This is a genomic window from Collimonas sp. (genome assembly GCF_035566555.1).
In the GTDB taxonomy this organism is placed as follows: Bacteria; Pseudomonadota; Gammaproteobacteria; order Burkholderiales; family Burkholderiaceae_D; genus Collimonas.
Genome location: NZ_DATMRB010000082.1, coordinates 1 through 12559 on the forward strand (window position 1 = coordinate 1; position 12559 = coordinate 12559).

The window sequence follows — 12559 nt, forward strand, 5'->3', positions numbered from 1 at the left end:
ATAGGCGTACTGAGTGCTGCTGCCATCGCCGGCGATCACCTGGACCAGTCGGCCAAGTTCATCGTAGACATAATTTGCACCGGCAGCGTGGGCAATACCGGCACACATAAAAACAGAAGTCAGAACGGCAATGACATGGCATCGTAATACAAGCTGCAAAATCAATGAAACCGCTGAAAATGCACTTTGCGCAACATGCTGCACGCGACGTATCGCCGCGCGGTTCGAATTCGCCATCTGCCCTGCTCCCTGACCCAATTTTATTATTACCGGCAACAAAACAACGCCGGCGAACTCTTCCATTCAAGCTATTTTCAGCAGTGAAGCAAATGGCAAATTGCGAAGCTACATTTTGTTACGCATTGAAATATATCTTTACGCCAACATTATGATTGATTAACAATTGCCTTAATATACCTAGAATAAAAAAAACCTTATTGTAGAAATTTTGCAACGAGGAAATATTTACACAAAAGAAATATTGACTAGAGCTAATTGGAAGGGTAGTAATAAAACAACCAGTCGGCATACCGCTCAAGCTGATTGAACTGCTCGAATGGCGCTACATAACCGCTGCGCCGAATCGGTCGATCTGTAGATGCACTATGCAGACCCATAATGCCTCCGTCAGGGGCGGAAATCAGCACCCAATCAGCCTTGCCAACCGGATCAGGGTAAGCCGAACGTAGATAACGACGTGTATCTGGATAACGTGGATCCTTCAGAAGTGCATCCAGAGTTGGAGGAAAGCGCTTTTGGCCAGGCGGGGTAGATTCAACATACAACTGGATAGCGGTGCGATATTGCCGACCAACATCAAGCAGGCGCTCTTCCGCGGTACGCCGAGCGACCAAGGCGCTGCTGGTCGCAACTGCAGACGTCAGCAGGGCCACCATGGCAAGAAATATCAGGAGCGCCAGCAGCGCAAATCCTTGCTGCCTTAGTGGCGACATCAAACCGTGCGGCGCGGGAATAGTACGTTGAATCTTTCTCATGACGCTATAACTGACCGAACGCGATGCCATCATGAGTGGCGCCAGAAGCACCACTGTGCAAATCAAAGAGCTTGCCCAATTTGACATCTTCCGGGGCGATCAGTACCCACGTGGCGGCACTGTTTGTAATGGGATCCACAGGTAGAGCCCGCAAGTATTTTTTGTCGACCAGTTCGTCAAGATCGTCTGGGTAGTGCCCTGTGTCAGAATAATACTGGTCAATAGTCTTGCGTACGACGCGAAGGTTCTCCTTCAGGATCACTTCCTTCGAGTAATCAAGACTATGAAAATATTTCGGCACCGATATTGACAACAGTAGCGCCACGATCGACAGGACAACCAGCAACTCGATCAGGGTAAAACCCTGCCCGGAATCCGCCCGCGCATTGCGATGGAATGTTTGGCGCATCTCGCTTACCATTTTCGATAAGCGATGCCATTGAGACCAGTTGCGGTCGACAAGGAGTAGACGTCGAATACATCCGCGCCTTCAGCGGGCGCGTCGGGCTCACTGGCATAGCTTCGCTTACCCCAGGTGTCTGCATTCGAGACTGACGCGTCCGACATCAGCGGGTCACGAGGAATGGCCCGCATAAAATATATCTTATGCTTGGCCGGATCACGAGCATCTTCGACACCACTTACCAGCACATCCAAGGTTGCTGGGTAGCCGCTGGCGCCAAGTATGCGGGCGATGCGACCGTTGTCGTAGGCACGTTTGTAGTCATCGATTCCCATTCGAATTTCGCGCAACGCGCGCGCTAGCGCCACCTCACGTGTGCGCTGCACCTCGACTTGCGCAACCGGCAATGCAATCGTCGCCAGAATCGCAAGGATTGCGAGGCTGATCAATAGCTCAAGCAATGTAAATCCACCCGGCCCGAGCAATCGCCTCTGGTACGCAAACATTTTGCCCAAGGGGAGGCTCGTCATGGCGCTGCCGTCACGGCAATAGTTTGTGTAGGAGGAGTCAACGCCAGTGGATTTCCGCCGACCACCGAAGGGGTGATCGATAGCACTTTGAGTTGCGTTGAAGGTGTCACTTTCAGCGGTGTTACATTTAACGTAACCAACGCAGCCTGGCCCGTAGCACCAACAGCAACGCTGCTGCTACGCGCATCGCTAACGAAAATCTGACCAGTCGACGCATCAATACGTTGCGTGAAAGTGGTCGCAGTGCCATCGGAGTTCAAAAACGCGCCTTCAGTTGCTTGATCGATCCGCAATGCAGTGGGGTCGTAGCCGATGACGAGATTAATACCGCTTACGCCTTGTCCGCTCGTCAAAACAAGCTGTTGTTGAGCGCTAACACCAACAACTCCTTGCGCTGCCCCAACCCAGGCCAATGCATTGGCACTGGCGACGCCCGGAACGCCCGCACCGTTAGGGTCGGCAATTGCTCCGCCGCCTGCATTTCCGGGATTTCCTACATTGCCGGCACCAGCACCACCCATAGTTGGGTTCGCAGCCCCTCCACTATTAGCCCCCGCCGCATTTGTACTGGCGGCTCCAGATGGCGTCGACGACACCGCGGGTGCAACACGTGTAGTGCTATCAGACCTCGGGCTGAAACCGCCAGAGCCAACGCCATGCAGGCTGGATTCGGTACCACTCTGGAAGTCGAGTAGATGCGCAGCAGGCAATGCACTGTTGCGTATCAGATGCGGGGTAATCGAAAGCACAATCTCCGTCTTGTTGTGCGTGCCGTTGTGATTAGAAAACAATCTGCCTAGATAGGGAATGTCGCCCAATCCCGGTATCTTCGTCACGGTGTCGGTATCGTTGTCGTTGATCAAACCGGCCAGTATCTGATTTTCGCCATCCTTTAACCGCAATACCGTCGAGGCGGAACGTGTACCAATCTGATAGGCAACGGTGCCTGCCGTCGTGGTGATCTGATTGGCGATATTACTCACTTCCAATGCCACTTTGATCGAGACTTCATTGTCGATGGTAATCACCGGAGTTACTTCAAGCTTCAGGCCGACATCAAGATACTGAACGCTCTGCGAGACAAATCCGGTCGCGGTCGCTGTAGAGGTGATGTTCGGCACACGATCGCCGATCAATATCTTTGCCGACTCTCGATTCTTGACCCGAATGCGTGGATTGGCCAATAACCGGATATCCGTATCGGTCGCGCTCAGGTTGATCGACAACGGATCGATAGTTGCACCTGTCGTACTGGTATTTGCATGAATCAGGTCTGCCAGCGTTACGGCGCCGCCACTGGTCGATGCGAGAGGCGACAGCGAAAGTTTAGTTGGATAGCTGACACCAATGTTTTTGAGCAGATTGCGATTGATCTCCAGGATTTCAACTTCCAGCATGGTTTCCGGCGTTGGTAAATCAGCCATGGAAACGATCTTTTCAGCCATTTCGATGGCTTCCGGCGTGTCACGCATGATGATCATGTTTTGATTTTTGTCGACCACCAGATCACGCGTTTTGAGAATTGTTTTTAAAGTGTTCGCCAATTGTTCAACATCGGCATTCGCCGTGTAAAACGTATGGACACTCAACGCCTGGTAGTCTTTCTGTTTTGCAGGCAGGTTCGGATAGATCATGATCGCATTGCGGCCGATGACACGCTGTTCCAGCTGGTTGGTCATCAGTACGACATCAAGTGCATCCTTGATCGTCACCCCTTTTAAAAATATCGAGGTCCGCTGATCACTCTTGATATCCTTATCAAGCACGAAATTGATGTCCGAAGTACGCGATAGTACTTCGAACACCTGTTTGAGCATTGCGTCCTTGAATTCAATCGACAGCTTGCGATTGAGCGCGGCCTGCAATTCAGGATCCATCGCCGGCTTGGATGCTTTGTCCATCACCGCTTTCATCAGACGCCGTGCAGCGTTGTTGTAAGGGTCTTCGGCCAGCACCGAATGCGCTATGCGCGTAGCCGCATCGTAATCTTTGGCATCAAAGGAAAACTGTGCGTCCAGCATCAGCTTTGCCAACTGTCCATCACGATCAATTTTTTCCAACTCAGCAGCAGCACGGCGATTATCAGGATCAAGTACCAGAATCCTGCGTAACAGTTGCGTACGCTCAGCTGCTGACGTTGACATCGATTGCTGGCTCAGCCAACGGTTGATGGCACGCTCGCGCAGACTAAGATAGGTTACTCGTAGCTGCGCATCCTGCGGATTCCTATTTAATGCTTCCTGCAGTTGCGCCATGCTGTCTTCAATACGCCCTTCATCGAATGCTTTGCGAGCACCTTGTTGTACCGCGATCTCACCGCAGGCAGAAACCGAGGCAATCGCGGCGACGAGTACAATGGCACGGCTGCCCGCTTGCAAAATGGTCGTGGCAAGCGGAAAAACGGCAAGAAAATTGGAACAGCGGATGCGGCCGAAATTCATGTAGGTCATTCAATCTGAAGGAAGGATTGCTCATGCGTCGGCAGATACTCAAAGGTAATTGTCGATGCGGTGATGGAGACAACTTTATAATCGTCGCCAACGGCATCAGATGCCTTGACGATGAACGTGTTGTCATTTTTTTCCAGGAATACGGTCCAGCCTTTTCCGCTGTCCTGCTTACCGAGATACTTAAACGGTAATTCGCGCGGGGCTTCCTGGACAGGTGCTGTGCTAGCTACCTGTATCGGCGCAAAGGAATGCGCAGCAAACAAATTTGCACGGGGCTCGGTCACACCACGCCCAATCAAAGACTCGCGCGGCAGTACAGCCAATAACATCGCTGGCGTCGTCGCCGCTGATACTTTGCCGCTGGCAGTTTTACTGACTACGGTACCGGCAGCGGAAGATTGGACGCTATTGTGCGGATCTCGCACTACCGCAGGCGCAACATCTGCGCTTGGCGCACGGTCTCCAAACACTGCTATCGCGGCGGCGGCCAACAATAGGATGGCCAGAATCCAATGGCGCCGCGTCATCGCTTAACCTCGGTTGAAGGGACGATCGCGGAGGGTAATTCTGTTGCGTCAATCACGCCATGCGATACAGGGTTAGCTGTCAACAGTGACGCAGCCGGCTTTATTCCGATTGCTTCTAACGAGGTACCCGGCGCAGTTGGCAATAAATACAATGTGAAGCGTACCTTTGCTTCGACCCCATCTGTTGCTACGGCCTCACGCCGGAACGCAATAGCATCCAGTGATGCAAACGGCAGCTCCAGCAGTACATCTTCGCAAAATGCCTGCAACGCCGGATAGGCACCTTTTACCGGCAGCGTTACTTCATAAGTTAGAAAGCCGCCTTGTGGACTGCTTCCGACCCGGTACTCTCCTTCAGGTAACGCCACTGCGTGGTGACGAGCAATCGCAAAGATGGCCTTGATATAGTGTTCCGTACGTTCTGCATGGCCCAAGGTATCAGTGAATAGCTGTTGCCGCTGAGCAGTCTGGCGCGGGCCGTCCGCAGCGACCTTTGAGGCAATGTCACCGCGTCCGTGGACCCAGTCGCGAACGTCTTGTGCTACCTGCTCACTATGGCGCTGCTCCCACGCCAGGCCGATCGTAAAATACGCAGTACCAAGCGCAAGCAACACCAAGCCAATCCAATGCAGCAGACCCGCCCGCCTGCAAGCGAGGGACAATTGCAATGCGATGTTACGTATCGAAAACGCTGTCATCGAAAAAGATTTCATTTCATCGTCTTTCCGTTGGCAGTCAGCGATAGCGTGACCGAAAAGCGAAGGACATTATTAGGATCCTGGGCATCCAATTGATGTCGTTTCATGCTCACTGCCGAAAAAACAGCTTGCTGTTTCAGGCTCGCTACATAGTCCAGCATCGCTTCCGGTGAAGCAGCCTCGGCTGTCAGACGTAATAGCTGGTGTTCGGGATCAGGATCCAGCGATAGCAAAGCAATCTCCGGAGGCGTGGCGACTTCAATTGCATCGAATAAATCGCGCCATGGCAAATTTAAATGACTTACCGCCTCATTGATGGCTGTGACCTGGGGAGCACTTAATATCACGGCTGGTGCCCGATGGGCCACAGCCGAGGCAGCGTCCTTTTGTCGTTCTATAGTTAATCGCGTCTGCAGCCGTTGATACTGTCGCTGCCAGCCATTGGCGTGCCACAGTGCGCCAGCCGCTAACACTAGCCCCGATACCAGCAATGTCAGCCCGAAAGCGCTGCCACCCAGACGCTGGCGTCGAGATGGAGCGAAATCAATCGTCAACAACTTCACGCTACTGGCTCCTGTATCGGACTATTTGGACGTAACGCCACAATATTGACGTCACCAATACGCTGGCCGTGTAAGCTGTCGATTGCTCCGCCTGCTACCTGACTGACATACAGCGTCGGTGGCAACGGCCGGTCCCAGCGCAGCGACTCGCGCATCAACAACGCTTTCAACGCCTCGGCGCTTTCCGGGGGAGATCCTATTGATAAATTGACGGCCGTGATATGTCTGCCCGTGCCGGCTGAGAGCAATAAATGCCGACTGCCAATCCTGGCAAACCAACTATCGGATTGGCGCATACGATGTGCACAATCGTTCCAGATCCAGACACTTTCTGGCTTCACCCCTCCGGAGAACCAGCCGCCAGTTTTTAAGCCGGACAACAATGTCGTCATCAATACGCGCGGCACGGCACACACCAGGAAAGGTCGGCCAACAGCCCAATCGGCTTGCATGACCCAGTCTGCCGCCTTGTCACCGAACAAGGTCGCAAAGCGCAATGTGGCAATCGTCTGTAGATCGGTGAAACTATTCACCTGTTCGGGCGGCGTCACGATGAAATACCGCGTCAACCGGTCGTCGATACTGATAGGCACTTCCCGGCCGCGCGGCACATGAGCAGACAGCAATTGCTGCAAACGAGACTGTAAAGTGGATGCAGCAATCTGGGCGACATAGGCAACACTCGCGCATACCCGCCACGAAGTCTTCCGAGTACGCGTCGCCAACGTCAAGGTATCGACGCCCAGCAGAAGCTGGAAGCGGTCAGGATTGAAGCGTGACACGCTTGACCTCTTCTAATGTGGTGATTCCTCGCCGCGCCAAGTCGAGTGCCACCTCGCGCAGGCTACGGGTACCGTGCCGGGCAGCGGCATCCTTAATCTGGCGCACCGGCGCTTTTTCGACAATCAGCTCACGGATTTCATCGTTGAGAGACAAGATTTCTGCAATTGCCGTGCGACCTTTGTAACCAGTACCTCGACAATCACCGCAGCCTGTTCCCGCACGCAAGCGAAACGCGCTAACATCAATCGCCGACATCCCAAGACGTTCGAGTTGTTCCGCATCAGGCACGACATCGACAGCACAGTGCGGGCAATTATTACGTACCAGTCGCTGAGCCCATATGCCATTCAAGGCGGAAACGAAAGCATAAGGATCAATGCCCATGTGCGTAAAACGGCCAAAAACGTCGAATACATTGTTGGCATGGACAGTTGTCAGCACCAAGTGCCCTGTGAGCGCCGATTGCACCGCAATCTCTGCCGTCTCACGGTCACGAATTTCGCCCACCATGATCTTGTCCGGGTCGTGACGCAAAATCGAACGCAACCCGCGTGCGAAAGTCAGTCCCTTCTTGTCGTTGACAGGGATTTGCAGAATACCGGGAAGTTGATATTCGACCGGATCCTCGATCGTAATGATCTTGTCGCGACCGTTATTCACTTCGGTCAACGCGCCATACAATGTGGTAGTTTTGCCAGAACCAGTGGGTCCCGTCACCAACAACATGCCGTAGGGTTCATCCGCCAGCCGACGTAAGGTACGTAGCGATTGCTCATCGAACCCCAGCGCTTCCAGTGATAGGGAACCATAGGATTCAATCATCGCGCGTTTATCTAGAATCCGGATCACCGCGTCTTCACCGTGGATGCTCGGCATAATCGACACGCGCAAATCTATATCTCGACCACTGGATTCAACCCGAAAACTGCCATCCTGTGGGGTACGGCGCTCTGAGATATCCAGTTCGGCCAGGACTTTCAGACGCGAAATGACTTGCCCAGCCAATTCACGCCCACCAATTGAGCGTGCATGATCCAATACGCCGTCGATGCGGTATTTGATGGTGAGGCCTGATGTCGTACTTTCGAGGTGAATGTCGGAGGCAGCAGCCTTCAGCGCGTCATACAGGGTCGAATTAACCAGCCGTACTGCAGGACTGGCGGCGACATTGAGCGACGCAAACGACAACACCTCCGCCGAACGCCCATCGCGGTCGCCATCACTTCCATCGGCGACGATGTTATCGACCGCCCGAACAAATTGTTCCTGTTTACTTAAATAAGCCTGAATATCAGCCCGCAGCGCCAGATGAAACGACAGCGGTTGCGGGCAACGAGCGCTGAGCCACGTCTGCAAATCAGCATCGAATGGATCGCCGATAACGGCCAAGACACTGCCAGCCTGTTCTAACAGTACAACTTGCCGCTGCATGGCATCGGCCAGCGATAATAGAGAGAACAAAGGCGTCGTCAAATCCATGTCGGCAGTTTCTATCACTGGCCAACTGAACATGGCTGCCAGTGCAGCCACCGCTGCACGCCCCTGCTCGGGATAACGCTCTTCAATCTCGGCCATGACCGATCGACCAGCCGTTCGCGCAGCAGCGCGCAAGTCTCGCAAGATGGCGGCATCAATCAACAATCCGGTCTGCGGACTCGGCATTGCTGCCGCATGGTTGGCCTGCGGCATAAACGCTGCCGTCAATGCGACAGAAGTGGGATCAAGGAAGGTCATTGTAATGTCGTCGCCAAGTCAAAAATCGGCATATACAGCAGGACGACGATGCCCCCCACTACAAGCCCGATGACCATCATCAAAATCGGCTCGAATGCCCTTGTAAAGCGATCGATGAAGCGCGTGATGTCGCCTTCGTAGAAGTTCGAAGCCTGGATCAGCATGTCGCCAAGCTGACCTGAACGCTCACCAACACGCAGCATTCTGTAAGAAATGGCCGTCGTCAGCTGACACTCCTGAAACGAGTCAGAAAACAATGCGCCCGATTCGATGGCGGCACGTGCCTGCTGCAAATGCATCAGTACGCGACGCGAAACAACACCTTCGCTCATCGCCAATGCAGAGACAATCGGAATGCCGCTTTCTAGCAACATGCCTAATGTTAGATATAAGCGGGAAGTTTCATAGAGGCGTATGCGTACGCCCACGCCGGGCAATCGCGCGGCCCAGCGCGACAATGCACCTGTGCGCGACAAATGCCAGAACGATCCAGCTACTATCGCCACCAGGAACAATGTTATTCCTCCGACCATCGCTGTATTGGTCGACACGAACGCACCAAATTTCAGCATCAACGCCGACATAAAAGGTAGTTCCCGGCCTGTATCTTGATAAATGGTGGCGAACCGTGGCACCACGTATCCGCCTAAGAAAGCCGTCACGGCCGTTCCGACCAGCAATAGAATCGCCGGATAGATCGAAGAACTGATGATTTTGTTACGCACAACATCAACACGCTGCTGATAAGCGACATAACGTGCCAATACTGACGGGATATCACCAGTGCTTTCTGCTGCTTTCATCAATCCAACCAGTAGCGGCGGGAAGACATCAGGCAGAGTGGTCAATGCGTCGGAAAAACGAGAACCGTCTCGTATGGTGTTGATAAGACGTTGTAGAACAGTGCGCGATTCGCTGGCAGCATCTTTTTCGATCAGCCCTTCCAACGCCTCCATCAATGTCAGGCCTGCAAGTAATAGAGCATGTAATTCCTGACAAAACAACAGCACCGAGAACTGGCGTCGGCGCCAGCGTAACCCCGACATGCGTTGACCAATCGCTTGCAATGTAACGATCTGCAGAGATTGGCTTTCTAACTGACGTCGAGCGTCCGCCTCGCTAGCCGCCTCAATGATCAGGCGCGATAGTTCGTTTGCCGGTGACAGAACACGGATATCGAATCGCATGGAAAGAACGTCGAGGTAGTCGTTGGATACAAATGATCGACTTACGGCAGCACAATATCGGCGTCTTCGCCTGTACCACCTGGCTGTCCATCTTTGCCATAACTGACTATTTCCATGTCGCCGCGCGCGCCAGGAGTCCGATACAAATAGGGATGCCCCCAGGGATCGAGTGGAATGGCGGTCTTCATATAGGGTCCATTCCATTTGGCGGCATCGTTCGGCGGCGCTACCATGAGCGCTTGCAATCCCTCTTCATTCGTTGGATAACGTCCTACATCCAATCGAAAAGTGTCCAAGGCCTTGTCGAACGCATCCATCTGGCTTTTAGCGACCGTCACTTGCGACTTGCCAACCTGAGAAAAATACTTGGGCCCAACGTACGAAGCAAGCAGCCCAATAATCACCAGCACCACCAGCAACTCCAACAATGTAAAGCCGCGTACCCGTCGGGGCAACGAGAACAAGCGCGCGTTTGACGAGATGAAAGAGTATCGGATAGGCATGGCACTCAAAAAGAGAAAGATCAAAAGGTGGACGAAGGCATGGCGCGAGCGGCTTTATCAGGACTGGCCAGGCAATCGATAAGTCTTACCGCCGGTGACCGGGGGCAGCATCTGTTCTGCCACCCGTGAGGCTTTTCGCTGCGCCTCTGTGGGCATCAATGCTTTCAACGACTCGGGACTGCTGGTCAGCGATTCGAGGAATGTGATTAAATCCTGCCGCTCCGGTGGTGTTAGTAATAATGGATGTCCTTGCTCATTACTGCGGTAAAACACTTCCAAATCGACCGCCTCAGCCAGCGTTTTAACGCTACCGTCGTGCATATAAGGCGCCGTCATCGCAACATTGCGTAAAGTCGGCGTACGGAATGTACCAATATCTTGTGGCTGCAGCGTCACCACGAAACGCCCCAACTCGGCAAAATCATCATCCGTCAGCACAATATCGTCGATGGGTACACCGCGTAATTTTTCGGCCGACAATTTTACGGTCAACTCGGCAAGACGCGGCGCGATCTGGTTCAAACCGACTGACAATGCGTGAAATTCGTTATCGGTGAAGAGCGCGTTTCCTTTATCAATCGTGTGGCATTTGACACATGCCGCCGCACCGACGAACAGCTTGTAGCCCCGCAGCGCCCCCTCCGACATCGCATGCGCATCGCCACCATAAAGATATCGGTCAAACGGCGAGTCACCGACTATTAAGGTCTTTTGGTAAGTCGCCAACGCGCTCACTACACGATCGATCGTGATATCGCTCGCCGAGCGCGCGTCGAAAACACGCTTGAAATCCGCCAGATAATCCTTATCGCGACGAATCACCGCCAGCACGGCGTCGTGATCCGGCTGTCCCATTTCTCGCGGATTAATCAGTGGTCGCAAGGCCTGATGCTCAAGTGTATCTTCGCGACCATCCCAGAACTGGGTCGGGTTATAACCGACGTTCAACAAGCTTGGCGCGTTACGGGTGCCCACTTTATTTCCCACGCCACGCGACACGTCGAGGCCGTCAGCAAAGTACTTGTCTGGTTGATGGCAACTGCTGCAACTATGCAAACCATCAGCGCCCAATCTGTTGTCGTAGAACAGCTTGGCTCCCAAACTCACCAATCGACCATCCCTGACTGGAACGCTGGAAGATATTGATGCCCCTGATGAGGAGGGAAATGGCGGCAAGCCTAGTAAGCGGTTGAGGCCTGATTGACCGGTAACGGGAGAGTTCTGCGAGTAAGCCACCGGCAAAGAAACGCTTAGCAAACAAACTAGTCCGACAAGCACGCGATGGCCACAAATTTTTCCAAAGATGTTCATGCTTCTCGCGCCGCCGCTTCTCTACTCAGGCCATGCCTTCTCTTGCGCATACGCAGCGAAAATAAGGAAAACCAAGATTTTTTAGTTAGACATGTAGCTTTTGGCTACAAAAAGTGGGCAAAGTTTATCATGAGAAACTTGCAGGGATATAAATTTTACCCACAGGAATGTTGTATATAGACAACGATTTTACTGCAAACAATGCCACATGATTATGAACTCAGCGTTTTGCTTAATCACCCGACTTTCGTCGCCCCCATTTTCATAGAGCGCAACTGACAGAAAGACGCAATCAAGTTTTTATTGGCAGTTTCGTCTTTACTCGGACTCGTATGGGCGTAAAAACCTGATTTTAAGTTTGACCTCGGGAAAACGGCAACCTCGGTAACTTGCCCGGTTCTCCCTTGGTAACTATTTGATTTATATAGGATTAGATGGTTACCATTCAAAGGTAATCTTTGGTAACTGAAAAGGTAACCCCCACTCTAAGTCTTTGATATGTATAACTAGTATTTTTATTTATATTACCTTCTACTATGGTAACCAGATTACCCCAAGGTTACCCCGACGTTAGCTTTTATCAAAACCTTCAAAGCCTTATATTACAAGGCTTTACGGCCGATTTTTAAAAAAGGTTACCAATGTTACCGTTTTCCCGAGGGGGGTCTAATTATTAGCGACCATTACCCCTAGACGAAATAGTCGGCATGTTCCATTGGCATTTCGTTCCTGTCACTATATGCTCAACTCATGTTTGTCGACCATATTGATACAAAACGAACGCAATTTCTGTAAGCGAGTGAATGCACGTCATGGCCCTTCTTATGGTCTGAATTTTGGAACTGACGGAAAGCCGCTGATACGGAATTAAGACG

General features: G+C 52.5%; 13 protein-coding genes. All 13 read right to left on the bottom strand.

Translation table 11 applies throughout. The features are described 5' to 3' along the window. Positions 1-303 (bottom strand): RHS repeat domain-containing protein (locus tag VNZ65_RS10155; RefSeq protein WP_325668565.1); only part of this gene is annotated, 303 nt, incomplete at its 3' end. 188 nt (positions 304-491) lie between these two features. Beyond that, complete coding sequence (locus VNZ65_RS10160; RefSeq protein ID WP_325668567.1) at positions 492-1028, bottom strand: type II secretion system protein; 537 nt, start codon at positions 1026-1028, stop codon at positions 492-494. Beyond that, a complete protein-coding gene (locus VNZ65_RS10165; RefSeq protein WP_325668569.1) occupies positions 1000-1404 on the bottom strand; it encodes a prepilin-type N-terminal cleavage/methylation domain-containing protein in 405 nt (134 codons plus the stop codon). Before VNZ65_RS10165 ends, VNZ65_RS10160 begins: the two co-directional genes overlap by 29 nt. 5 nt (positions 1405-1409) lie before the next feature. Then, the gene (locus tag VNZ65_RS10170; RefSeq protein WP_325668571.1) at positions 1410-1928 is read right to left on the bottom strand and encodes a type II secretion system protein; all 519 of its coding nucleotides are present in this window, start codon (positions 1926-1928) and stop codon (positions 1410-1412) included. Continuing rightward, positions 1925-4378: a secretin N-terminal domain-containing protein gene (locus VNZ65_RS10175; protein WP_325668573.1), complete on the bottom strand. Its 2454-nt coding sequence runs from the start codon at positions 4376-4378 to the stop codon at positions 1925-1927. Before VNZ65_RS10175 ends, VNZ65_RS10170 begins: the two co-directional genes overlap by 4 nt. Further along, a complete protein-coding gene (locus tag VNZ65_RS10180; protein WP_325668575.1) occupies positions 4375-4905 on the bottom strand; it encodes a hypothetical protein in 531 nt (176 codons plus the stop codon). Before VNZ65_RS10180 ends, VNZ65_RS10175 begins: the two co-directional genes overlap by 4 nt. Beyond that, on the bottom strand, positions 4902-5618 hold the full coding sequence (locus VNZ65_RS10185) for a hypothetical protein (RefSeq protein ID WP_325668577.1): 717 nt from the start codon (positions 5616-5618) through the stop codon (positions 4902-4904). Before VNZ65_RS10185 ends, VNZ65_RS10180 begins: the two co-directional genes overlap by 4 nt. Further along, positions 5615-6166 (bottom strand): hypothetical protein, encoded by a 552-nt coding sequence (locus VNZ65_RS10190; RefSeq protein ID WP_325668579.1) that lies wholly within the window; start codon positions 6164-6166, stop codon positions 5615-5617. Before VNZ65_RS10190 ends, VNZ65_RS10185 begins: the two co-directional genes overlap by 4 nt. Then, entirely contained in the window at positions 6163-6948 is a 786-nt protein-coding gene (locus VNZ65_RS10195) for a hypothetical protein (protein ID WP_325668581.1), read from the bottom strand. The genes VNZ65_RS10190 and VNZ65_RS10195 overlap by 4 nt, the downstream gene beginning before the upstream one ends. Continuing rightward, a complete protein-coding gene (locus VNZ65_RS10200) occupies positions 6929-8611 on the bottom strand; it encodes a GspE/PulE family protein (protein ID WP_325668637.1) in 1683 nt (560 codons plus the stop codon). The genes VNZ65_RS10195 and VNZ65_RS10200 overlap by 20 nt, the downstream gene beginning before the upstream one ends. A gap of 68 nt (positions 8612-8679) precedes the next feature. Beyond that, a complete protein-coding gene (locus VNZ65_RS10205) occupies positions 8680-9870 on the bottom strand; it encodes a type II secretion system F family protein (RefSeq protein ID WP_325668583.1) in 1191 nt (396 codons plus the stop codon). Positions 9871-9911: 41 nt separating this feature from the next. Continuing rightward, positions 9912-10373, bottom strand: a complete 462-nt coding sequence (gspG, locus tag VNZ65_RS10210) for a type II secretion system major pseudopilin GspG (RefSeq protein WP_325668585.1) — start codon at positions 10371-10373, stop codon at positions 9912-9914. Between the two features lie 57 nt (positions 10374-10430). Continuing rightward, positions 10431-11684 carry a cytochrome-c peroxidase gene (locus tag VNZ65_RS10215; protein ID WP_325668587.1) on the bottom strand — a complete coding sequence of 418 codons (1254 nt, stop codon included), beginning with the start codon at positions 11682-11684 and terminating at the stop codon, positions 10431-10433. Between the last annotated feature and the right edge of the window lie 875 nt (positions 11685-12559).

Coding starts and splice junctions, on each gene's coding strand:
- VNZ65_RS10160 (WP_325668567.1), bottom strand. CDS start 1,028: ATGATGGCATCGCGTTCGGTCAGTTATAGCGTCATGAGAAAGATTCAA.
- VNZ65_RS10165 (WP_325668569.1), bottom strand. CDS start 1,404: ATGCGCCAAACATTCCATCGCAATGCGCGGGCGGATTCCGGGCAGGGT.
- VNZ65_RS10170 (WP_325668571.1), bottom strand. CDS start 1,928: ATGACGAGCCTCCCCTTGGGCAAAATGTTTGCGTACCAGAGGCGATTG.
- VNZ65_RS10175 (WP_325668573.1), bottom strand. CDS start 4,378: ATGACCTACATGAATTTCGGCCGCATCCGCTGTTCCAATTTTCTTGCC.
- VNZ65_RS10180 (WP_325668575.1), bottom strand. CDS start 4,905: ATGACGCGGCGCCATTGGATTCTGGCCATCCTATTGTTGGCCGCCGCC.
- VNZ65_RS10185 (WP_325668577.1), bottom strand. CDS start 5,618: ATGAAATCTTTTTCGATGACAGCGTTTTCGATACGTAACATCGCATTG.
- VNZ65_RS10200 (WP_325668637.1), bottom strand. CDS start 8,611: ATGCCGAGTCCGCAGACCGGATTGTTGATTGATGCCGCCATCTTGCGA.
- VNZ65_RS10205 (WP_325668583.1), bottom strand. CDS start 9,870: ATGCGATTCGATATCCGTGTTCTGTCACCGGCAAACGAACTATCGCGC.
- gspG (WP_325668585.1), bottom strand. CDS start 10,373: ATGCCTATCCGATACTCTTTCATCTCGTCAAACGCGCGCTTGTTCTCG.
- VNZ65_RS10215 (WP_325668587.1), bottom strand. CDS start 11,684: ATGAACATCTTTGGAAAAATTTGTGGCCATCGCGTGCTTGTCGGACTA.